The 22,013-nt window shown below is 68.0% G+C and carries 22 protein-coding genes and 1 pseudogene; 4 read left to right on the top strand and 19 right to left on the bottom strand.

Annotation, left to right across the window (positions count from 1 at the left end; all coding sequences use genetic code 11):
* Window positions 1–15: 15 nt before the first annotated feature.
* The 5 genes from rlmB to OOK38_RS15235 all read right to left on the bottom strand — a co-directional run bounded on the left by rlmB (window position 16) and on the right by OOK38_RS15235 (window position 4,743).
* Window positions 16–960, bottom strand: coding sequence for a 23S rRNA (guanosine(2251)-2'-O)-methyltransferase RlmB (gene rlmB / locus OOK38_RS15255; RefSeq protein WP_266760052.1), 945 nt, complete (start codon window positions 958–960; stop codon window positions 16–18).
* Window positions 961–1,079: 119 nt separating this feature from the next.
* Window positions 1,080–2,480, bottom strand: a complete 1,401-nt coding sequence (gene cysS, locus OOK38_RS15250; protein WP_266760054.1) for a cysteine--tRNA ligase — start codon at window positions 2,478–2,480, stop codon at window positions 1,080–1,082.
* Window positions 2,481–2,618: 138 nt separating this feature from the next.
* Window positions 2,619–3,173 (bottom strand): 2-C-methyl-D-erythritol 2,4-cyclodiphosphate synthase, encoded by a 555-nt coding sequence (ispF, locus tag OOK38_RS15245; RefSeq protein ID WP_266760056.1) that lies wholly within the window; start codon window positions 3,171–3,173, stop codon window positions 2,619–2,621.
* Window positions 3,163–3,915, bottom strand: coding sequence for a 2-C-methyl-D-erythritol 4-phosphate cytidylyltransferase (gene ispD / locus OOK38_RS15240; RefSeq protein ID WP_266760057.1), 753 nt, complete (start codon window positions 3,913–3,915; stop codon window positions 3,163–3,165). Before ispD ends, ispF begins: the two co-directional genes overlap by 11 nt.
* A gap of 345 nt (window positions 3,916–4,260) precedes the next feature.
* On the bottom strand, window positions 4,261–4,743 hold the full coding sequence (locus tag OOK38_RS15235) for a CarD family transcriptional regulator (RefSeq protein WP_003953493.1): 483 nt from the start codon (window positions 4,741–4,743) through the stop codon (window positions 4,261–4,263).
* A gap of 834 nt (window positions 4,744–5,577) precedes the next feature.
* On the opposite strand from OOK38_RS15235, the gene OOK38_RS15230 reads away from it, so the two are divergent.
* On the top strand, window positions 5,578–6,243 hold the full coding sequence (locus tag OOK38_RS15230; protein ID WP_266760059.1) for a DUF461 domain-containing protein: 666 nt from the start codon (window positions 5,578–5,580) through the stop codon (window positions 6,241–6,243).
* Window positions 6,244–6,533: 290 nt separating this feature from the next.
* On the opposite strand, the gene OOK38_RS15225 is transcribed toward OOK38_RS15230, so the two are convergent.
* Together OOK38_RS15225 and OOK38_RS15220 are read right to left on the bottom strand one after the other, a co-directional pair.
* Window positions 6,534–7,214, bottom strand: a complete 681-nt coding sequence (locus OOK38_RS15225; protein ID WP_043441515.1) for a response regulator transcription factor — start codon at window positions 7,212–7,214, stop codon at window positions 6,534–6,536.
* The gene (locus OOK38_RS15220) at window positions 7,211–8,488 is read right to left on the bottom strand and encodes a cell wall metabolism sensor histidine kinase WalK (protein WP_266760063.1); all 1,278 of its coding nucleotides are present in this window, start codon (window positions 8,486–8,488) and stop codon (window positions 7,211–7,213) included. Before OOK38_RS15220 ends, OOK38_RS15225 begins: the two co-directional genes overlap by 4 nt.
* A gap of 242 nt (window positions 8,489–8,730) precedes the next feature.
* Between OOK38_RS15220 and phoU the strand changes: the two genes are divergently transcribed.
* The gene (phoU, locus tag OOK38_RS15215) at window positions 8,731–9,420 is read left to right on the top strand and encodes a phosphate signaling complex protein PhoU (protein ID WP_266760065.1); all 690 of its coding nucleotides are present in this window, start codon (window positions 8,731–8,733) and stop codon (window positions 9,418–9,420) included.
* A gap of 570 nt (window positions 9,421–9,990) precedes the next feature.
* On the opposite strand, the gene OOK38_RS15210 is transcribed toward phoU, so the two are convergent.
* From OOK38_RS15210 to OOK38_RS15175, 8 genes and pseudogenes are all read right to left on the bottom strand, one after another.
* Entirely contained in the window at window positions 9,991–10,758 is a 768-nt protein-coding gene (locus tag OOK38_RS15210; protein WP_266760067.1) for a calcium-binding protein, read from the bottom strand.
* 533 nt (window positions 10,759–11,291) lie between these two features.
* Window positions 11,292–11,621, bottom strand: a complete 330-nt coding sequence (locus tag OOK38_RS15205; RefSeq protein WP_266760069.1) for a hypothetical protein — start codon at window positions 11,619–11,621, stop codon at window positions 11,292–11,294.
* A gap of 210 nt (window positions 11,622–11,831) precedes the next feature.
* On the bottom strand, window positions 11,832–13,322 hold the full coding sequence (locus OOK38_RS15200) for an FG-GAP-like repeat-containing protein (protein ID WP_266760071.1): 1,491 nt from the start codon (window positions 13,320–13,322) through the stop codon (window positions 11,832–11,834).
* A gap of 767 nt (window positions 13,323–14,089) precedes the next feature.
* A complete protein-coding gene (locus tag OOK38_RS15195; protein ID WP_266760072.1) occupies window positions 14,090–14,578 on the bottom strand; it encodes a GIY-YIG nuclease family protein in 489 nt (162 codons plus the stop codon).
* 332 nt (window positions 14,579–14,910) lie between these two features.
* Window positions 14,911–15,375, bottom strand: coding sequence for a hypothetical protein (locus OOK38_RS15190; protein ID WP_266760074.1), 465 nt, complete (start codon window positions 15,373–15,375; stop codon window positions 14,911–14,913).
* Window positions 15,376–15,912: 537 nt separating this feature from the next.
* Window positions 15,913–16,485, bottom strand: a complete 573-nt coding sequence (locus OOK38_RS15185) for a DUF4232 domain-containing protein (protein ID WP_266848499.1) — start codon at window positions 16,483–16,485, stop codon at window positions 15,913–15,915.
* Window positions 16,486–16,899: 414 nt separating this feature from the next.
* Window positions 16,900–17,334, bottom strand: a complete 435-nt coding sequence (locus OOK38_RS15180) for a Ku protein (protein ID WP_266760078.1) — start codon at window positions 17,332–17,334, stop codon at window positions 16,900–16,902.
* Between the two features lie 70 nt (window positions 17,335–17,404).
* Window positions 17,405–17,515: pseudogene (locus OOK38_RS15175) on the bottom strand (GntR family transcriptional regulator); the annotation flags it as partial.
* Between the two features lie 245 nt (window positions 17,516–17,760).
* On the opposite strand from OOK38_RS15175, the gene OOK38_RS15170 reads away from it, so the two are divergent.
* Complete coding sequence (locus OOK38_RS15170; RefSeq protein ID WP_266760080.1) at window positions 17,761–18,828, top strand: hypothetical protein; 1,068 nt, start codon at window positions 17,761–17,763, stop codon at window positions 18,826–18,828.
* A 395-nt stretch (window positions 18,829–19,223) separates the two neighbouring features.
* Here the strand turns inward: OOK38_RS15170 and OOK38_RS15165 are convergent, their stop codons facing one another.
* The 4 genes from OOK38_RS15165 to OOK38_RS15150 form a co-directional block, all read right to left on the bottom strand.
* Entirely contained in the window at window positions 19,224–19,523 is a 300-nt protein-coding gene (locus OOK38_RS15165) for a hypothetical protein (RefSeq protein ID WP_266760082.1), read from the bottom strand.
* A gap of 321 nt (window positions 19,524–19,844) precedes the next feature.
* Window positions 19,845–20,222 carry a hypothetical protein gene (locus OOK38_RS15160; RefSeq protein ID WP_266765743.1) on the bottom strand — a complete coding sequence of 126 codons (378 nt, stop codon included), beginning with the start codon at window positions 20,220–20,222 and terminating at the stop codon, window positions 19,845–19,847.
* Window positions 20,222–20,650: an ATP-binding protein gene (locus tag OOK38_RS15155; protein ID WP_266760084.1), complete on the bottom strand. Its 429-nt coding sequence runs from the start codon at window positions 20,648–20,650 to the stop codon at window positions 20,222–20,224. The genes OOK38_RS15160 and OOK38_RS15155 overlap by 1 nt, the downstream gene beginning before the upstream one ends.
* 46 nt (window positions 20,651–20,696) lie before the next feature.
* Window positions 20,697–21,104: an NUDIX hydrolase gene (locus OOK38_RS15150; RefSeq protein WP_266765744.1), complete on the bottom strand. Its 408-nt coding sequence runs from the start codon at window positions 21,102–21,104 to the stop codon at window positions 20,697–20,699.
* A 107-nt stretch (window positions 21,105–21,211) separates the two neighbouring features.
* On the opposite strand from OOK38_RS15150, the gene OOK38_RS15145 reads away from it, so the two are divergent.
* Window positions 21,212–21,997 (top strand): GntR family transcriptional regulator, encoded by a 786-nt coding sequence (locus OOK38_RS15145; RefSeq protein WP_266760086.1) that lies wholly within the window; start codon window positions 21,212–21,214, stop codon window positions 21,995–21,997.
* Window positions 21,998–22,013: the final 16 nt, after the last annotated feature.

Below are 22,013 nucleotides of genomic sequence, written 5' to 3'. Positions count from 1 at the left end.
CGCCAGGACGTTTGTTCAGGCGCGTCGCCGCGCGGCCTCGTAGAGCACAACTCCCGCCGCCACACCGGCGTTCAGCGACTCCGCGCCACCGGGCATCGGAATCCGCACGCGGAAGTCGCAGGTCTCGCCGACCAGTCGGGACAGGCCCTTGCCCTCACTGCCGACGACGATGACGACGGGGCCGCCCAGGGCCTCCAGTTCACCGACCTCGACCTCGCCGTCCGCGGCGAGTCCGACCACGACGAGGCCGGCCTTCTTGTACGACTCGAGGGCCCGCGTCAGGTTGGCGGCGCGGGCGACGGGCGTACGGGCGGCGGCACCGGCCGACGTCTTCCAGGCGCCGGCGGTCATGCCGGCCGCGCGCCGCTCGGGCACGACGACGCCGTGGCCGCCGAAGGCGGAGGCGGAACGGACGACGGCACCGAGGTTGCGCGGGTCGGTCACCCCGTCGAGGGCGACGATCAGCGGGTCCTGGCCCTCGTCGTACGCGGCGGCGGCGAGGTCCTCGGGGTGCGCGTACTCGTACGGCGGGACCTGGAGGACGAGGCCCTGGTGGTTGAGCCCGTTGGTCATGCGGTCGAGCTCGGGACGCGGGGCCTCCATCAGGTGGATGCCACCGCGCTCGGCGACGAGCTGGAGCGCCTCGCGGACCCGCTCGTCGTTGTCGATGAACTGCTGCACGTACAGCGTCATCGCGGGGACGCCCTCGCGCAGCGCCTCGACGACGGAGTTGCGCCCGACGACCATCTCGGACGTGCCCTTGCCGCCACGGCCCTTGGGGTGGGCGGGGCGGCGGACGATCTGCTTCGCCTTGGCGTTGGCGACGCGGTTCTTCTTGTGGCCCTTGCGCGCCTCGGCGGGCGGGGTCGGACCCTTGCCTTCCAGGCCCCGGCGTCGCTGGCCGCCACTGCCGACCTGCGCGCCCTTCTTGCCGGACATGCGGCGGTTGTTAGCAGCCATGACCTACCTGTCTGTGTGAGGCGTGCGTACGTACGTATATGAAGTGTGCCGCCCGGAGGTCCGGGCGGCACAATCGATCAAGGCCGACGGAGGTCGGCCGGGGCCGCCGGAGCGGCCTCTCAGCGCGGTCCGAGCGTCCAGCGCGGCCCCTGCGGGCCGTCCTCGATCGCCAGTCCCGACTGGTTGAGCTGGTCGCGGATGGCGTCCGCGGTGGCCCAGTCCTTACGGGTGCGGGCGGCCTCGCGCTGGTCGAGGACCATCCGGACGAGGGTGTCGACGACGCCGTGCAGATCCTCGCCGCGGTCGCCCTCGCCGGCCCACTGCGGGTCGAGCGGGTCGAGTCCGAGGACGCCGAGCATGGCCCGCACCTCGGCGAGGCGCGCCACGGCGGCTTCCTTGTCGTCGGCGGCCAGCGCGGAGTTCCCCTGCCGGACCGTCGTGTGCACGATGGCCAGCGCCTGCGGGACGCCCAGGTCGTCGTCCATCGCCTCGGCGAACGCGGGCGGCACCTCGGTGGAGGGCTCGACGACGCCCCCCGCCTTCTCCACGACCCGCTGCACGAAGCCCTCGATGCGCGCGAACGCCGACTCGGCATCGCGCAGGGCGCCTTCGCTGTACTCGATCATCGAGCGGTAGTGCGGGGTGCCGAGGTAGTAGCGCAGCACGATGGGACGCCACACCTTGGTCATCTCGGAGACGAGGACCGAGTTCCCGAGGGACTTCGACATCTTCTCGCCGCTCAGCGTGACCCAGGCGTTGTGCACCCAGTACTTCGCGAACTCGTCCCCGAAGGCCTTGGCCTGCGCGATCTCGTTCTCGTGGTGCGGGAAGATCAGGTCGATCCCGCCGCCGTGGATGTCGAAGGCGCTGCCCAGGTACTTGTGGGCCATGGCCGAGCACTCCAGGTGCCAGCCCGGACGGCCGCGGCCCCAGGGCGTCTCCCAGCTCGGCTCGCCCGGCTTCACGGCCTTCCACATGGCGAAGTCACGCGGGTCCCGCTTGCCGGTCTCGCCCTCGCCCGACGGCTGGAGCAGGTTGTCGAGCTCCTGGTTGGAGAGCTGGAGATAGCCGTCGTACGACCGCACGTCGAAGTAGACGTTCCCGTCGGCCGCGTACGCGTGACCGCGCTCGATGAGGCCGCGCATCATCTCGATCATCTCGGGGATGTGGCCGGTGGCACGGGGTTCGTACGTGGGCGGCAGGCAGCCGAGCACGTCGTAACCGTCGTTGAAGGCGCGCTCGTTGTCGTAGCCGATGGACCACCAGGGGCGGCCCTGCTCGGCCGACTTTTCGATGATCTTGTCGTCGATGTCCGTGACGTTCCGGATGAACGTCACGTCGTAGCCGCGGTACTCGAACCAGCGGCGCATGATGTCGAAGTTGAGGCCCGAGCGGATGTGCCCGATGTGCGGTGCGGCCTGCACGGTCGCGCCACAGAGGTAGATCGAGACGCAACCCGGCACGAGCGGGGTGAAGTCACGGATCTGCCGGGCGCTGGTGTCGTACAGGCGAATGGTCACCACTCCAGGGTAGTGGGCCCTGGGTAGTGCCCCGCGACCCTTCCCCCGCTAGGCCACGTATTCGTGACAAACGGGGGACCGCCCGCCCCGTCCGGCCTTCGAGAACGAGCCTTCCGGGCGAACGGACCCTCCCCGGTGTCAGCCCGTACGGACGACCAGTGCCGTGGCGACCGCCATCAACCCCTCGTCCCGGCCCGGGAAACCGAGCCCGTCCGTGGTGGCGCCCGACACCGACACCGGCGCCCCCGCCGCGTCCGACAGGATCTTCTGGGCCTCGTCCCGCCGCTTGCCGATCTTCGGGCGGGGTCCGACGACCTGGACCGCGACATTGCCGACGGTGAAGCCGGCCTCGCGGACGATCCGCGCCGCCTCCGTCAGCAGCACGACCCCCGACGCCCCGGACCACTCCGGGCGCCCGGTGCCGAAATGGGCCCCGAGGTCACCGAGGCCCGCCGCCGAGAACAGCGCGTTGCAGGCGGCGTGCGCGACGACGTCCGCGTCGGAGTGCCCGGCGAGTCCGGGCCCCTCCCCCTCCCACTTCAGGCCGGCACACCACAGCTCCCGCCCTTCCTCGAAGGCGTGGATGTCGGTGCCGATCCCGACGAGCGGGATCACCGGACCCTGAGCCGGACCCTGCGCCGGGACCTGAGCCGGGCCCTGGCCGGCCGTCCGCGCCGGAGTCTCAGAACCCATCGTTCAGCCTCCGCCGTGCGAGAACCGCCTCCGCCAGCACCAGATCCAGCGGCCGCGTCACCTTGAACGCCTCTTCGTGCCCGGGCACGACCACGACCGGCACACCCAGCTGCTCGACCATGCTCGCGTCGTCGGTCACGTTGTCGGTGACCGTCTCGTGGGCCCGCAGCAGAGTCTCGCGGTCGAAGCCCTGGGGCGTCTGCACGGCACGCAGCCGTGCGCGCTCGGGCGTGGCCACGACCGGCTCGGGCTCCCCGGCGACGGCCGCGGGCTCGACCTCCTTGACGGTGTCGGCGAGCGGCAGCGCCGGTACGACGGCGGGCGCGCCGTCCCGTACGGCCTCGATGACGGCGTCCACGGTGTCGACGGGGACGAGCGGCCGGGCCGCGTCGTGCACGAGGACGATGTCGATACCGGGCGGCAGCGCGTCGAGCCCGTACTTCACGGACTCCTGGCGGCTGTCACCGCCCGGGACGACGAGGAAGTCGGTGCGGTCGGGCAGCGCGTGCGCGTCGAGCAGCGTCTTCACCTCGGCCGCGCCGTCCGGCGGAGCCACGACGACGACCAGGGAGACGGCTCGGGACGCGGCCATCGCGCGGACCGCGTGGATGAGCATGGGCGTGCCGTTCAGCGCGCGGAGCGCTTTGGGGGCGCCCGGACCGAGGCGCACACCTCGTCCGGCGGCCGGAATCACGGCGGCGGTACGGGCCCCCGACGGCGAAGGGAGCGAAACGTCAGACATCGGTTCCTGTCAGGTTTGTGTGCTCGACCGGTATGGGTATGGCCTGGGGGTACCCCCTGCTCGGCGAGCTGGGGGAGTGCCGGGCGCGACGCCTTGACCGGACCCTTCCGTGACATCCGGTCGAGCCGACTGCCCGGGTCGGCACGCCAAGTATCGGATACGCCGGTATACCGCGTGAAAGCCGATGCCGGGTGAACGTCCGGTTTACCGAATGGCGCGGGTACGAACATGCCGCAGCGCCCGGCGACAGCAATTGCGTCATCGGGCACCGCGGCATTTCATTGCGCAACTGCGCGGGCTTGTACGTACGTCAAGACGGCGGGCGTCTCGGCGACTGAGCCGGCGTCAGGACGCGAGAACCTCGTCGAGCAGGGCCTCGGCCTTGTCCTCGTTGGTGTTCTCCGCGAGGGCGAGCTCGCTCACCAGAATCTGGCGCGCCTTGGCGAGCATGCGCTTCTCACCTGCGGAGAGTCCGCGCTCGCGCTCACGACGCCACAGGTCACGCACGACTTCCGCGACCTTGATGACATCGCCGGAGGCGAGCTTCTCCAGATTTGCCTTGTAGCGACGCGACCAGTTCGTGGGCTCCTCGGCGTACGGCGCGCGCAGCACCTCGAAGACCCGGTCCAGCCCGTCCTGACCGACCACATCACGTACGCCGACGAACTCCGCATTGTCCGCTGGCACACGTACCGTCAGGTCACCCTGGGCGACCTTCAGCACCAAGTAGGTCTTGTCCACGCCTTTGATCTGGCGAGTTTCGATGGCCTCGATCAGCGCGGCCCCGTGATGGGGATAGACCACGGTGTCGCCAACCTTGAACGTCATGTGACAGGTACCCCTTCCGTGGCTATCCAGAGTAACACGGAAACGGCGTCTTCTGAATGGCGTTTTCGCAGGTCAGGGCATATCTCGGGGCTTGACAACCGCAACAGGAACGTGCTGCGAGGGGCGAGCGGAAGAGGGTATTCGCAGGTCGGAGCGGCTGTCCCTGCGGAGTGAAACGCGTACGTTACACACACCCGGAGGCCGTGACCAAGGTCCGAACATCCCGTTTTGTCCGGCTCCAGGAGCGCGACTTCCGCTACTCCGTTCGACGGACGGAGCCGAGTACGAGACGAATCCGGAATTGATCAAGACGTTCGATGATCACCCGTTGATCCACTCCCGATGGCCTCGTGATCCATTTCCCTGAGAGCCGGGCATTCATTCCACGAAATGCGCAAGCCTAAGACTCCGGAACTTATGTGAATGACGGACGAGCGCGCGATCAAAGTAGCGGAAGGGCTCCGCGAGCAGGGTGCGTAGAGCGGGGCGCACACCCGGCGCAAGGGAGTCCGCGGTCGCATGCCCCGCTCCGGCCCGTCCCCACCCCGAGCGCCCCGAGTGCCCCGAGCACTCCGGCCGTTCCGGGGTGCCCGGAGCACTCCGGGCACCCTGGGCACTCCGAGCACCCTGGGCACCCCGGGTCCCTGGAGCGGCCGGAGCGGCCGGAGCGCTCCTTCGTCCGTCACCCCTCGTACGAGCAAAGTCGGCGGTTGGGGAGGGTCGGGTGCGGTCGCGCGGGAACGGATCGGTAACCTAAGGCCGCTGACAGACCCTTAGGGCGGCTTTACTCAGAAGTCGTCCTGCTTCGCCCACGTTCAAGGAGTTGCCGCCGCCGTGAGCAGCAGCCTTCGACGCGGCGCTCTCGCCGCCGCCGTCATCGCGTTCTCGATCGCCTCGCTCGCCGCGTGCGGTGCCGGCAACAACGCCCAGACGCTGGAGGTCAAGCCGGACAACGCGGCCACCTCCGTGGGCGACATCAAGGTCCAGAACGCCCTCGTCATCACCCAGCCCGACGTGGAGGCCACCGGTCCGGCGGTGATCTCCGCGACGCTGTTCAACAGCGGCACCACCGCGCAGACCGTGGACTCGATCAAGGTCGAGGGTGAGGGCACCGCCCAGATCACGCCCGCCGGCGGCAAGGGCAAGCTGACCGTCCCGGCCGGCGGCTCGGTCGTCATCGGCGGCAAGGGCAACGCCTCCGCGGCGCTGGCCAGCCCCTCCGAGACCGTCCTGAACGGCAGCGTCCAGAAGGTCACCTTCGGCCTCAGCAAGACCGGTGACGTGAGTCTGAGCGCCTTCGTCGTCCCGGCGGAGAGCTACTTCACCAAGTGGGGTCCGAGCGACATCCCGGCGGCGCCGTCCGAGGCCGCGTCCACCTCGCCCTCCGAGTCGGCCACGGGCTCTCCGTCCGCGTCCGCGTCGGGCGAGCCGGGCACCACCGCGTCGTCGAGCGCGACCGGCACCGCCACGGCGTCGGCGTCGGAGTCCGCCGACCAGTGACGTGAGGCGGCGGACCTGCACAGGGCCCGTACGCGCTCCCGGCGGTCGTCGGCGGGCGTACCGGTGGCAGTCGGCGTACCGGCCGCATCGATCCGTAAGCACCGAAGGGCGGGACCCCTGGCCAGGGGTCCCGCCCTTCGTCGCGCTCTACGCCGTTGCTCTACGCCGTTGCTCTACGCCGTTGCTCTAGGCCGTTGCTCTAGGCCGTTGCTCTACGTCGTGCTCTACGTCGCGTTCCGTGTCGCGCTCTGTGGGGCGCTCTCAGACACGCGCGTGGAGGTGGGGCCGGTCTACGGCTCGAACTTGTAGCCGAGACCGCGCACCGTCACCAGGTACCGGGGCGCGCCCGGGTCCGGCTCGATCTTCGCGCGCAGCCGCTTGACGTGGACGTCGAGGGTCTTGGTGTCACCGACGTAGTCGGCACCCCAGACCCGGTCGATGAGCTGCATCCGGGTCAGCACGCGGCCCGCGTTGCGCAGCAGCATCTCCAGGAGGTCGAACTCCTTCAGCGGGAGGTCGACCTTGGAGCCGGAGACGGTGACCACGTGACGGTCGACGTCCATCCGGACGGGACCGGCCTCGAGAGCCGCCGGGGCGACCTCCTCCGGCTCCCCGCGGCGGCGCAGGACGGCCCGGATGCGGGCGACCAGCTCCCGCGAGGAGAAGGGCTTGGTGACGTAGTCGTCGGCTCCTATTTCGAGCCCGACAACCTTGTCGATCTCGCTGTCCTTGGCGGTGACCATGATCACCGGGACGTTGGAGCGGCCGCGCAGCTGGCGGCACACCTCCGTGCCGGGCAGGCCCGGCAGCATCAGGTCGAGGAGGACGAGGTCGGCGCCGTTGCGCTCGAACTCGTCGAGTCCGTCGGGCCCGGTGGTCGCGATGGCGACCTCGAAGCCCTCCTTGCGGAGCATGTACGACAGGGCGTCGGAGAAGGACTCCTCGTCCTCGACGACGAGCACACGGGTCACGGAAGGACCTCCGGGGCAGGAAGCGGTTCGTACGGGGATGTGACGGTGGTCGTCCCGTCGGGCTGCACGGACTCGTCCTCTTCGTCGAGTCCGGGCATGTGGTGATCGGTCACGCGTTCGCGGGCCGCACTCGCCTCCGGCAGCCGCAGGGTGAACGTGGAGCCCTGACCCTCGGAGCTCCACACCGTGACCTCCCCGCCGTGCGAGGCGGCCACGTGTTTGACGATGGCCAGCCCGAGGCCCGTACCGCCGGTGGCACGGGAGCGGGCCGGGTCGACGCGGTAGAAGCGCTCGAAGATGCGCTCCTTGTCCTTGTCGGAGATGCCGATGCCCTGGTCGGTCACGGCGATCTCGATGTGTTCCCCACCGGGCGCCGTCACCCGGCGGGCGGCTATCCCGACGCGGGTGCGGGCGGGCGAGTAGTTGACGGCGTTCTCGACGAGGTTGCCCAGGGCGGCGGCCAGCTGGCCCCGGTTCCCCCACAGGCTCAGGTCGGCGGTGCCGCCGGCCGCCATGGTGATCTGCTTCGTGCCGGCCTGGTGGCGGCAGCGGTCGATCGCCTCGGCGACCAGCTCGTCGACCCGGACCGGCTCGGCGTCCTCGAGGGGATCGTCGTTCTGCACCCTCGACAGGTCGATGAGCTCCTGGACGAGGTTGGTGAGCCGGGTGGCCTCTATCTGCATGCGCCCGGCGAAACGCTCGACGGCCTCCGGGTCGTCCGAGGCGTCCATGACGGCCTCGGAGAGCAGGGAGAGCGCTCCGACGGGAGTCTTGAGCTCATGACTCACGTTCGCCACGAAGTCGCGCCGGACCGCTTCGATGCGGCGCGCCTCCGTCAGGTCCTCCACGAGCAGGAGGACGAGCCGCGATCCGAGGGGCGCCACACGCGCGGAGACGGCGAGGGCTTCACCCCTCCCCGTCCCCCTTCTCGGCAGGTCCAGCTCCACCTGACGTATCTCCCCGTCACGACGGGTGTCACGCGCCATGTGGAGCATCGGTTCGACAGCCAGTTTGCCGCCGCGAACCAGTCCGAGGGCGTACGCCGCCGAACTGGCCTTGACCACGGCATCCGCTTCGTCGAGTACGACCGCCGAGGACCTGAGCACGGACAGCACGGTGTCGACACCCGGTGGAAGCACCGCGTCCGTGTGCAGAGAAGTGCGGGTCGGGCGTTTCTGGTCGCGCTCGCTCCAGCGGAACGCCAGCATGGCGATGACACCGGTAAGTACTCCGGCGATCGCTGCCGCTGCGGCGACCGCCGCGTTCACGTCCATGCACCCAGGTTAGGCATGCCGTCGCTCCTGGCCACAGCCATCCGAGTGGGACCTCGAACACTCGTCGCCCAGAGTTCACCCAGGAGCCAGTAGTGGTTCATTTGTGGTGCCGGAAACGGACGCGTAGGGGCCCGACCGTGGGAACGTGGGGTTCACGGGTCCGTCCGGCGGCGGTACGGCGGCCGGAACAGCCAGGTCCCGGACCCCGGACCCCGAAGTTGACGTAGGAGAGGGACAACCACATGCGTGACGCGTATCACGAGGAACTTGACTCGATCGGAGACGGCCTGGTCGAGATGGCCCGGCTCGTCGGGTCGGCGATCGGGCGCGCCACGACGGCGATCCTCGACTCCGACCTGAAGCTGGCCGAGAGCGTGATCGCTGCCGACCAGAGGGTCGACGATCTTCAGCACGAGCTGGAGGCGCGGGCGATAGCCCTGCTGGCCCGCCAGCAGCCGGTGGCGACGGATCTCCGTATCGTCGTCACCTCGCTCCGTATGTCGGCCGACCTGGAGCGCTCCGGCGACCTGGCCCAGCACGTGGCCAAGCTGGCCCGGCTGCGCTTCCCGGACCGTGCCGTCCCGCACGACCTGCACGCGACGATCCTGGAGATGGGCCAGCTCGCCCAGCGCCTGATGGCCAAGGCCGCCGAGGTCATCATCACCAAGGACGTCGACCTGGCGATGCAGCTGGAGCAGGACGACGACGAGATGGACCTCCTGCACCGCACGCTCTTCCAGCACCTGCTGGACGACAAGTGGCAGCACGGCATCGAGACCGCCGTCGACGTCACCCTGCTCGGCCGCTACTACGAGCGCTTCGCCGACCACGCCGTCTCGGTCGCCAAGCGCGTGGTCTACCTGGTCACCGGCGAGCACGCCGACGAACTCCAGCAGGACATCCAGCCGGTCACGGGGGTGGAGGGGGCGTAGCTCTCTCCACCCGACGGGCGCACCCGAGCCCGAGCCCGGGCTCGCCTCCCCTTCCCTTCCCTTCCCTTCCCTTCTCCTCTCCCCTCCTCCCGTCCCCGTCCTCTCCCCGGCGAGGGGGAGGGGACGGGTTCGGTTCCCGGCCCGCCCCGCGTGGGATTCGCCTCCCGGGCGCGCGGGACGCCTCAGTGCGCCGTTGATGCGCCCGTCCGGGTGGGCATGAGATGGGCGACAGGAACTGTGCGGCGCAGCGTGCCTCGCACGCTTCCGTGCCTGAAGGAGGGACCCATGGCCGAATCCCCCAGCACGCCCGACCCGACACGGGACCGCGACACCCAACAGCCCGCCGAGATCAAAAGTCTCCCTTTGTTCGGCGCCTGCGGCTGCGGCTCCGGCTGCGGCTGCGGCTGCCAGTCGGGCAATCCCTGCCAGTGCGGCTGAGCTACGTACGTACAGAAGGGCCCCGTCATCACGACGGGGCCCTTCGCGCTCGACGGCTCGGCCGCGACGCGACGAGGGCAGGGCCCGGAGCGAATCCGGCGGGTTCGGGGACAGCGCCCCCGGAGGGTCGGTCTAGCGCGCCGTGACGCTGTCGCCGTAGGCGGTCGCGCCGCTGGTGGTACCGGTGCCGGCGAACTTCCAGCGCCAGGTGCCGGTCGCATTCGCGGTGACCGTCGTCCTGAGCTTGCCGCTGCTGTCCGTGCTGACGGTCTTGACCGTGGTGTACGTCGAGGAGCCGGACTTCTTGAACTGGAGCGCCACCGACTGGCCGCTGTACCCCGCGTACGCGTTGGTGTCCCAGTTGGCCCGGGTCAGCGTCCCGGTGACGGTGAGGGTGTGGCCCTTGACGACAGGCTCGGGCGACGCCTGCGTGCTCGCCAGCCGGGCGTACCGCTTGACCTTGAACGGAGCGCTGTCCTGGAGGTCGTAGAAGTCCCCGTCCATGGAGGAGGCTTCCGCGGTGAAGTGCCAGGTACCGGCCGAGCTGTTCTTGAGGTCGTAGTAGTCGGTGCGGTCGGGGTCCAGGTTGTACGTGTACACACACTTCCTGGTCGTCGACGACGGCCGTGTGCAGGTGCTGGAGCCGGTGTGGATGATCCGGCTGTCGGGGCTCAGCAGCTTGGCGCCGTAGATCTCCTTGATCCCGGATCCGTCCTTGGCGGTGGCGGTGACCGTCAGCTTCTGCGTCGCGCTGACGCCGACGTTGACGGTCGTCCTGCTGAAGGACAGCGAGGTGAAGGTGGTGTCCCCCTTCTTCGTGTCCGCATGCGCCGCAGGCGTCAGAAACGACAGCAGCGCGAAGGTGCCGACGGTGGCGGCCGCGGCAGTACGTATGCGCATTTTTCTCCAGAAACAGTCAGCCGGGTCGAGGGGGCCGGGCAGGGGAAGGACCCACGGCGAACGCGGTTGTCCACAGCGAAAGTGAGATCACTCAAGGACTGACCTGTCGATGCCCCCCGGCAGGCCGCCATGATTGCGCGCAGTGTACGCACGAGCCCCCCACCCGGCAGCCACGGCCCCGTCTCTCCCGACAAGCGCGCCCACTCCTGGAGAACGCGCAGGCCAGAGGGCTCGATCAGACATCTGCCGACACTTCCGCGCAGATCGTCCCGGCGGCGGAATCGGGGCGACACGGCGGCCGAGGGCTCGTACTCTCCGGACCTGAGGCCCTTCACTGCTTCACCGCGTCGACCCGGCCGAGGGCCTCAAGGACGACGACTTCTCCGTGCTCGCCGACTGGCTCCGCACGGCTCTGCCGGACCTCGCCCCGGGAAGGGACTGCTAGGCCTGCCCGGGACCGGCCCGGGACCTGAACATGAGGCTTGGCCGCCGAGCGGTGATCAGTGAGCAGTGATCACTGATCGGAAGGCGTCTCAGTCCAGTCTCTTCCCCATGCGCGCCGAAAACTTCTCCGTGTCCTTCGTGTGCCACCACTCGAAGAGGTGGGTGCGTACGAGGAACCCGAGGTAGTTCAGGGTGTCCTCGGCGAGGTCTCCGCTCACCAGGCTCGCTTCATGGCCCTGGTAGTCGAGTGAGACTTCCCAGAGCTGCCCTGAGACACGGACCCGGATCTTCAGAAGCAGTTCCGGGAAGACGGAGGGCACCTTCACCTCAAGGACCTCAAGAGAGGTTTCTCCCCCTTGCCCCTGGAGTCCTGAAAGCCTTTGGGTGAGTGCTTCCCTCACTTGCTCCGGCGTGGCCATACGGGTCCTCTAACTGATCGTTTCTTGGTCGGCAGGGTGTCCGGGGTGCGTGCTGATCTTGTTCCGGCGCGCCGTCCGCCGCCGCGGAGGACGGGCCTGCCCGGCAGGGAGCCGATCCGCCCGCCGACACACCTGGACTGACGAACCCGGGCCGGAGACGACAGAGGCGGGGCGGCCCCGGGTGGGCCGCCCCGCCTCCCGCCGGACCGTTCAGCGCAGGTCGGTGCCGAACCGGGCGTCCGTGGCCGGCGCGCCCAGGGTTCCGCCGCCGAACGCGAGGGACGACTTGGCGGTGAGGCCGGTCGACGTGCCGCGCAGCACCCAGACGGCCCCGTTGTCGCTGTTCTCGGCGATCGAGCCGGCGGCGAGGTCCAGGCGGCCGTTGCCGTTGACGTCCAGGAGCGCGGTGCTCACGCCGAACCTGTCGTTCTTCTCTGCGGCCCCGGAGATCCCGGCCGTGTTCTGGTGGAAGGTCTGCGCGCCGGTGCCGGTGACCCCGGAGGCGCTGCCGTGCAGCAGGGCGATCGAACCGGCGTCCTTCAGGCCGTCGAAGTCCTCGCCGGGGATGCCGAGCGCGATGTCCGCGTAGCCGTCGCCGGTGACGTCGCCGACGGAGACGGCGGTGCCGAGCGCGTCGCCCTGCTCCTGGGCACCCGGGAAGCCCGGCAGGTCCTGGTCGAAGGACTGCACGTTCGCGTCGGACAGGCCGGAGGCCGAGCCGAAGGCGACCCTCACCTTCTTGTTCCAACTGTCGGCGCCGACCACCACGTCGTCGAAGCCGTCGCCGTTGACGTCACCGATGCCCGTGCCCGTGCCGGTGTGGTTGGTGTCCGCCCCGGGTACCTGGCCGCGCGTGAAGCCCGCGCTGCCGCCGTACAGCAGGCGGTTGGCCCACTCGCCGTCGCCCGCGTAGCTCCACTGGACGATGTCGTCCTTGCCGTCGCCGTTGACGTCGCCGACCTCGCCGGAGGTGACGGGGCCGGTGATCGAGGACGGGCCGTCCTCGCAGCCGCCGTTGGTGGCGCAGGTCTCGTCGTCCGCCTCGTAGCCCCACCACAGGGATGTGTCGAGCAGGTTCAGAACGGCGGCCGGCTTGCCGGCGCGCGACACCGGGCCCTTCCACAGGGCGGCCGGAGCGCCCGCGGGGTCGTCGCCGCCGACGTTCTGCGCGGAGAACAGGGCGAGGTCCGTCTTCCCGTCGCCGTCGAAGTCGCCGGCTTGCGGAGAGGCGCCGTACCCGGCGAGGGCCGTGCCGCCGGTGAGCCCGGAGGCGGAGCCCCACAGGACGACCGAGCCGGCCGTGCCGCCCCCGATCACGAGGTCGCTGAATCCGTCGCGGTCCAGGTCGCCCTTGGTGAAGGTGGCCCCGAAGCGCTGGTTCGCCGTGGCGGCGCCGGGAACCCCGGTGGTGGAGCGGCTGACGATCTTCTTCTTCGCCGTGGAGAGCCCGTCGGCGGAGCCGTACATGACGGCCACGTAGCCTGCGCGGGCCTTGCTCGAAACGGTCGCGTCCGGGGCCCCGACGACCAGGTCCGCGTACCCGTCCCCGTTGAAGTCGTCCCGGGCGTCCGCCGATCCGGTGGCGGCCTGAGCGGTGGCCCCGGTGAACACCCAGGCGCCGGCCCCTCCGGCCAGCAGCGCGGCGGCGGCCAGGGGCGCCGTGAGCCGGGCGCTGCGGGTTCTGCGTCGTGCACGGGACATGCGAGAGCCTTTCGAGTCGGTCGTCAGGACCGCGGATGCGCCGCGTCCATGTGTTCGACCCGGGCTGGGGCGCACCGGTTGTACGCCCCGATGTCATGGCTTCGTAACCGTGCGGCCGGGCCCCTGAAGCCCGGGGGTCCGGGAAGCGCGCAGGCCGTAACCGGACAGCAGCCAGTAGCCGTGCAGCAGTCTGCGTTCGGGGCGGGACTCCGCCGAAGGAACAAGTGCCCTCCAGCCGCAGCTGGTCCAGGTGCACGGTCCCGGTGAACAGGCACCCTGACAGGTCGACGTCGAGGAGGACCGGATGGGCCGCGTCCACCCCACGCAGCGAAGCCATGTGCACCGTGGCGTCGGGTGTGTCGGCAAAAGTCTGCTCTTCCACCGACCCCCAGGAGCACGAAAGGGGCGGCCTCCGTGGCGATCGTGAGGGGGTACGCGAAGACCGCGCCAGCGAAGTCCACCGTGGCGTAGCGCAGGAGCAACTCGGCCGTTGATGCCCAGCGGGTCCGCCGACACTCCAGGCGGCGCGGCAAATGAAAGAGTCACGAAAATGCCTCCCACCCGCGCCATACGCACAGGTGAGAGTCATGATCACAAAAGTTACTTCTTCTTGCCCTGGGTCTTGTCAGAGACCTTGGTGACCTGCGTTTTCGCTGCTCAGGAGCGGTGGGCATGTGCGCCTGGTGGTCGTCGTTGGTCGTCATTGGCCACTGTTCAGCGGCCTCGGACGGCCCAGAGACGGCCCAGGCAACGGCCCGTTCGGCGGCCTACGAGCTAATGGGCAACTCTCGTGCTCGCTGGCGTGCTTGGGCTCGTATCTCCTTCAGGCGACCGTGGAACGCGTTGTGGCGGTTCTGGTCGAGGTTCAGCGGGAGGTCGAGCTGGGAGATGAGCTGTGACTCCAGGTCCCATGGTTCGCTCTGCTCAATCCAGCACACCCGCGCGTTGTCCGCCATCCACTGGCTCAGGGTGGCTTCGCCGGCCTTGCCGAAGGTCATCCGCTTGCCGCTGCCCACGCGACGCAGCTCAAGGCCGAGCAGGCATCCGAGGGTGAGCCGCAGCGTCGAGCCGGCCGCGTTGCCCCGGTAGTGGTAGCGCACCCGCTTGCGAAGGTTCTGCGTGCTGGTCCGGTTCGCCATGAACCGCGGGGCTATACCGACGTACAGCAGGCGACCAGCGTCCAGGTCGGGGTGGGGCGGCTGCTCGAAGTGCCACCCGTAGACCCCTGCCGCCGCCGGTACAGGACTCGGACGCACCAAGACCTCCTGCGCCGACCACAACTGATCGGGACTGACGAGAGCGGTAGCTTCCACGGCATCTCCAGGCGCGCGACGGCTGATCGTCGCAGGCTACTGGTCGCCGCTGACAGAACGTCCCTCGCCTGCGTAGCTGCGGTGACATCAGCTTGGGAAGCTGCGGGCATTTGGGGTCGACTCGGCCGCTGACCTGGGCGAACGGCCGCGATGTAGCCTCGTTGGGCCCGGCTGCGTTCACCGTGATTCCCCGCTGTTCCCCGCTCGATCTGGTGCGCTTGCGGTGCGGCCGCTGCCAGTGTGAGGGTCTACGAACCAGCACGTCTGCAAGTGCCTCAGAGGTGCTGCTTGACTGCTCTGACCAGTCGGCTGATGTCGTCGCGGGTCCGTACCCTGGCGTTGTCGAGTTCTGTTCTGCTGTCTGTCTTGGACAGCGCCGTAACGCCTGCGAGTACGTCCTCCGCGGACCGGCTCAGCGTTTCGTCATCGGTGAGCATCTGCACTCGGAACAGCGCTTCCTGGGCGTTGGAGCGTAGGTCGTAGGCACGGATCCGCACCGTGTCAGGATCCTCCGGTGGTGGCTGTTCGTGCTCGCAGAACCAGAGGTGCACCAGGCAGCGACGGTAGTTGACCAACGCGCCGGCGTAGGCAGAGTAGGCATCGAGTCGCTCCTGCCGCTGCTTCTCGCGACGGGTGAACTGATGGCTCCTGTCGGCGGTGCGCTGCTGGAACGCCAGAGTGATCCCCGACCCGAGCAGCGTTCCCAGGACGGCTATGCCGCTGGCGATGATGGTCTCCACGCCCCAAGCTGATCACGCATCGCCGCCCTCCCGCGGGCCGTAACCCAACTCCGATGCCAACACGCTTTCCAACTGTGTTGATGGGGTCTTGGGCCGCGTTCGGGGACGTTCACCTGCGTTCATGCGCGGCTGGTCGGCTCGGGGGAGTGGGCTTGTGGTCTCGTCTGAACATCCGTGAACGGTGGTGAATGAGACGGAAACTGAGACGGTGGCGATTGGCCGGTCGCGTGCTCCTGCCCAGGTGAGCGCTCAGAGATGGCTCGCCAACGCGGTCTCGGCTTCGGCGCGGGTTGGGGGCGAGGCGTGCCGCCGAAGGTGCGTCTGGGTTGTCCTGCGCCACCGGATCTTGACCGTTTGCCATCGGACTTTGACGGACGCGAGTTTGTGTCATCGGAGTTTGATCACCGCAGGTCAGCGACTCAGCGCACCGAAGGTGCATTGAGTCGCTGACCTGCACTTATGTGCAGTTCCTCGTAAACATGTAGGTCAGAGCCTTGCGATCGTCATGCAGGCTCCTCGATTTGTGGGGACGGGGGGTCAGGAAGGCTTGACCGCCGAGACCGGGGTGACGGTCACCTTGTTGTCGCACTCGGCCCACCACCCGTCGTTCAGGGCGACCTGGTGCCTCCCGGAGTGCGGCAGCCCGATGACCATCGTCGGATACGCCGCCGGGGTCTTGCCCGACACGCAGTAGCCGTCGCCCTCCCCCTGGACCTGGACGAAGGTCAGCTTCACCCACGCCTTCCCGTGCGGCCGGACCGTCACGGTGGCCGCCCTGCCGGTGGGGGTGACCTTGAGCGGGGTGTTGTGGGCGGGGGAGCCGTTGCCGGCGCCCGAGACCGTCGGATGGCCCTTCAGGACGCACGTCTTCCGGGAGACGTTGGTGAACTGCACGACCGCCGCCCCGGTCCCGGTCCCGACGGGCGGGTGGGCGGCCTGCCAGGCGCTGACCTGGAGGGCGGAGGCCGGGCAGGCGGGCGGCGGGGTAGAGGTAGTGGTGGTGCTCGCCGCCATGGCGGTGCCGGGCAGGATGCCGGTCACCGCCGCCGCGACGGCCGTGACCGCCGTCGTCGCCAGAGCCGCCCTGCGAATGCCGTTGCTGTGACGCATGTTGTCGTCCCCCTGAGTCGTCTCGTCCGCGGGTTTCGGTCGTCGGTTGTTGCCCCGCGGTACGCGTGGTCGTGGTGCGTGAGTGCAGATAGGGCGGGAGAACGGCAGGGTTCCGTGCGGCGACTACTTGTGACGGAACGGTGACGACAGGCTGCACCCGTGCAGATGGCCGTTGCTGACACACCGAAGGCAACACGCCTTGGAAAAAGGGCGATGCGGCCACTCGATGTGCACCCGTCACGCTCTCAGCTTGGGAAGCTGCGTGCATCTATAACGGGTTCGTTTGCTGACCTGCGCGAACGGTATGGGTGCTGCCCCGCTGGCCTCGGCGGCATTTACCGTGGTTCCCCGTTGTTCCCCGCTCGATCTGGTGCGCTTGTGGTGCGTCCGTGATCACCCGTGGTAGACCCGGTGTCACCTGAACACACAGGCGACGCGTTCATAGTCTTCGATCTGCTGCTGTAGTTCGTCCGGGCGAGGTGGGTGCTCGTTGTCTCCGCACCTGAGGATTGTGCCGTCGTCTCCTTCAAATACGGAGACAACGCCCCCGTGATGGCTGCAGGCTCCTTGGCGGCCAATGGAGTCTGATGGCCATCCGTCTGCGCACTCGTAGCCGTCAAGGTCGTCGCGCGCCTTCGACTCCATCAAGGCGAGCGCCCCTGCGATCTCCTCCTCCGACACCGTCTCGTGCGGCGGGTCGACGACGCCTGGGGCGCGGATCTCGTCCGGCCAACGCATCGCATGCAGCACGATCACGTCATCGCGGATCCGCAGCAGGCCGAGCCGTTCGCGCCCACTCCACGCGTACTTCGCGACCGCCACCTTCGACGATCGACTCAGCACCTGCACCAACAACTTGTACGGCTTCGCCGCGACCTGCCCGTCGGGGGCGAGGTAGTAGCCCTCGCCGATCTGGATCGACTTGACGTAGCGCCGTCCGGCGGATGCCAAGTTCCTGATCCAGCGTCCGCTCGGAAGGGAACTTGTCACCAGGGGCGTACTCGCCAGAGGCTAGCCGCGCACGAAGCATCGGGACGTCCTGTCGGTAGCAGCTCGGACGATGTCTTTTCCTGGCTTACGGTTGTAATAGCCGTCACCAAGATGAACGAAAGGAATGCGCCGGATAGGTCAATTAGGGCGATTTCAATCGCATGTCGGGGTAGGTAGAGCGGCATGGCAAAGTTGGCCGATAGGTATTTTGGGCGCTTCCCTGAGTGGTGGCGGGAGCGCCGCTCTTGGGAACTTGGTGAAGAGGCTCGCGCCACTATTCGCACGATGAGAGCTCTCGTAGAGGCTAAAGATGACAGCCTTTCTGATCCTGATGCTGGTAAGAAGCTACTCGCAGCGGCCCGTGCTGAATTGGATTCCGCAGACCAGTTGCTCGACTTTGAGAAACATCACAGGATGCCGCTGGGGTCACATGTAACTGCTGCTCAGATCCACCTTAGTGCTGCTCGACTGCTCTGGGTAAAGTCCTTCCTGTCGTCTCCGGAGGCCATTAAGCCATATCTGCCTAGCTTGCTGGCAGTCGTCAAGGAGCATCTTCCCTCGGGCGACGAGCGCAGGAAATCCGTCGAGAATGTCCGGCGCGTCGATTCCCTGAGCGATATCGACGTGGTAATGATCATCGAGGCGGTTGAAGCTGCTCAGGCGGTTAGCCTCCGTGAAAAACTGCGCGCCAAGAGCTTTGTGCGCATCGTATGGGTGGTGGCTGGGTTCTTGTTTGTTCTGGCGGTGAGTATCTGCACGCTCAGTGCCATCTGGCCGGAGGCAGTACCACTCTGTTTTAACCCAACGAAGTCGATGGAAGCCCTTTCAGCAGAATCGGAGAAGCCGGGGGCAAAGTCACCAGTGATGTACGAGGTGGTCTGCCCTACAGGAAGCGATCCTTTGCCTTCCTCCCCAGATCTGGACGTCAACTTCGAGAAGACCGCCATACGCCGAGACTATTTCGTTGTTGAAGTCGCTGGCCTTGTAGCGGCTGGCCTCGCCTCAGCCTCAGCGTTGCGGAAGATCAGAGGTACAGCCACCCCCTATGGGGTACCAGTCGCTCTGGCAGCATTGAAGCTGCCAGCGGGCGCTCTGACGGCTGTCGGAGGTCTTCTCCTCATGCGCGGTGGATTTGTTCCAGGTCTCAGTGCGCTCGACTCATCCGCGCAGATCATCGCCTGGGCCATCATCTTCGGGTACTCGCAGGAGCTGTTCACGAAATTCGTTGACCGGCGCGGGCAAGCGGTGCTGGAAGATGTGCGTGGGCCAGGGGACCCCCCGCCCGGGGCCCGCCGACGGGGAGATTCCCCCAGTGGTTCAAGCCCAGGATCTCAGGCTGCGGCCATTGCATAGACCGTGCCCTTCAGGTGCGTCATGCTGCCGTGGGTCATCGCATGATCCCCTGGATGTGGACGAGTCGCGGACGATGACCCATTACCCGGCTTTCGATGCGCGAGAAGCCGCAGGTCAGAGGACGTGTATCCAGGCGATCGTGAGAGGACTGTAAATCTGCCGGCTTCGCCTTCCCAGGTTCGAATCCTGGCGCCGCCACTGTAACGGGAATCGGCCCCTGACCAGCAAGTTTGGTCGGGGGCTGATCTCGTCTACGGCTACCGCGAGTCTCCGTGATTCCCCCGCGGTTTCCCCCTCGATCTGGCACGCTCGTGGCACGGGGCGGTGGCCTTGATCACGCGGCTGGCCCAAGGTCGTACTCGGCGACCGCCTGCGCACAGAAGTGGGTCCTGGCATCACGGCTTCAGGCGCAAAGATTCCACCCATTTGTTCGGGCGGCCGTCAAAATGGTCCCGTAGCCGATCTTCGATGTGCTCGGGGCTCCAGACGGCAGCGCGCTCCAGCTTCTGGCACTCTTCAAGCGTCGCGGGTGATTCACTGCTAGCTCCGGTGACCGGATCTGAGTGATAGACGGTGATGCCGGCGCTGAGCGGATCTTGTTTGCTGAACAGATGGACCACGGTCTGTTCCTCGTGGGTCAGGGGCACTACGTCGAGCAGCTCCCAGCCGCTACGGCGCCGAAATGCCGCATCCATGACCCAGATCTCGCGAACGGTGCCCCCGCCATCCTGGAGCCTGAGCGCCCCCGCCGGAGGCATGTGTCCTTGCCTGTGCCTGGTGGGCGAGCCGTGTAGCTGTCCCCTTGTAGCCCCGGCATGTATTTCGCCCCCTTGCGGGCGCGGGCGCCGCCGCGCTGCGCGCGGCCCCTTTTCGAACGACGTGAGAAGACTGATCAGTCCTTGAGGTGCCGGGAATCGTCAGGTGGCCCCGCCGCCGTCGATGTGCTCTTTCCCCCTGGGCTCCGCCCACCTGGAGCGAGCGAAGCGAGCACTTGAACCAGTAGAGAAAGTTGTAACTCAGTAGATCTGTTGGGGCTTGAAGTCATATGCGCAGGGCGGGAGTTCGATGCCCTGGCGGTGGGCGAGCGGCACGTAGAGGACTGGGCGGATCGTCCAAGTGATGCGTGTGCCGACGTGGGTCACTGAGACTGTGCAGGGCTCCATGCGTGCGAGGGCTCTCCGGGTCCGGATGCGTCCCTCATAGAGCCAGGCCCACGCTTCGTCCGAGGCATCGGCGTCGAGTGCCGGGGAGATGGTGCGGAGTGCGACCGCGACCCATCTGTCGGCCTGGGGTGCTGTGTAGGCGTCGAAGGACGCCCGGAGCTCTGGCGGTTCGCCTCCAGCGAGTTCTTCTGTCCAGCACTCGCACCAGTAACCGCGCAGCGGCTTGTCCATCAGCACGGGTGGCCTCCCCTGCGGGCCCCGGTGAAGAGCTCCGCGGTGACCGTGTGGCCGCCGTCGCTGTCGTGGACGACGACGCGGTGCGCGATCACGCTGACCATGCCCAACCCCCGGCCGTGCTCGGCTTCCTGGTCCTGGTGCTCGATGGCCGGGGCCGATCCCGTGCCTCCGTCGTCCGTGACCGACAGGGCGATTACCTGCGAGGAGACCGCGAGCGCGAGATGGAAGCTGCCCGATTCCTTGCCGCTGGCCGTGTGGAGGATCGCGTTCGCGCTCAGCTCGCTCACGATCAGTTCCGCGTCCTCCGCTAGTGGCGAGTCGCGCAGGATGTCGCGCGTCCAACGGCGGGCCCTGCTCACCTCTTCCGGAAATCCTGGGCAAGTGAGTCCCCAGACCCGCGCAGTGCTCGTATACTCGTGCATACAAGTTCCTTCGTGCTGGTAGGCCGCCATGTGCAGCGGGTTCGGGCTAGACGAGTTTCACGCCGTCGTGGGCGCGGATGGCCGGCGGGGATGCCGCGTCGAGTGCGTCCAGGACGCGGATCGCGTACGCCTCGTCGGCGAGGTCGGTGACTTCTTCGCGGGTGGCCCAACGCAGTGCGCGGGTCTCGTCCCCGGTGGTGGGCGAGCCGTCGGCAGCTTGGCAGCGGAAGACCAGCGAGACGATCAGGCCCGTCATGTTCTTGTAGACGCCGGTGAGGGTCGCCGGAAGCGCGATCTTGATGCCGGTTTCTTCGAGGACTTCACGCTGAAGTGCCTCGGGGAGGGTTTCCTCCCGCTCGACAACGCCACCCGGAGGTTCCCACCGTCCGTTGTCGCGTCGCTGGATCAAGAGGGCCCGGCCCTGGTCGTCGACGATGACTCCGGCAACGCTCACGGAGTGCGGACGGTCAGTGGTCACGTTCCTCGGCCCTCTCGGATGGCTAGGCTCTCCACCGTAGCAACAACACTCGCCCACTCGTCTAGATACCTAAAGGAGCACTCGTGACCTCACTTCCGTCTCTGCTCGGCGCTCTGGACCCCACCAGCGATCGTGCGGTGTTCCGACAGATCGCCGACCAGCTGCGCGAGGCCATCGACCGTGGGCGATTCAAGGAGGGCGAAAAGCTCCCCTCGGAAGCCGAACTTGTCGAGCACTACGGCGTATCCCGGATGACTGTCCGCAACTCCTTCTCCATCCTCCAGGGCGAGGGCCTGGTCGCCGCCGAACACGGCAAGGGTGTCTTCGTCCGGCCGCGACCGCCCGTCCGCCGGCTGGCCTCCGACCGCTTCGCCCGGCGCCACCGCGAGCAGGGAAAGTCCGCGTTCATCGTCGAAGCGGACGCCGCGGGCAGTCACCCCCAGGTCGACAGCCTTGAGGTCAAGGAGGAGAAGGCCAGTCAGGACATCTCCACCCGGCTCGGGTCCGTACGCCGCGTGCTCGCCCGGCGTCGCCGATACCTGCTCGACGGCCGTCCGGTCGAGTTCGCCACCTCGTATCTCCCGCTCGACATCGCGCGGGGTACGCAGATCGCCGAACCCAACCCCGGCCCCGGCGGCATCTACGCCCGTCTTGAGGAGCTGGGCCATCACCTCGACCACTTCGAGGAGGAGATCCGCGCCCGAATGCCCTCGCCGACCGAGGTCAAGACGCTCCGGCTTGCCTCCGGTGTGCCGGTGATCCACCTCGTCCGTACGGCGTACGACACCGAGGGGCGGGCCGTCGAAGTCTGCGACACCGTCATGGCGGCGGACGCGTACGTCCTCTCCTACCAGCTTCCGGCGACCTGATCGGCGGTGCGCGAGG

It is taken from the genome of Streptomyces sp. NBC_00568 (assembly GCF_026341855.1).
Lineage (GTDB): Bacteria > Actinomycetota > Actinomycetes > Streptomycetales > Streptomycetaceae > Streptomyces.
This window is presented reverse-complemented; position numbering and strand designations above follow the sequence as displayed.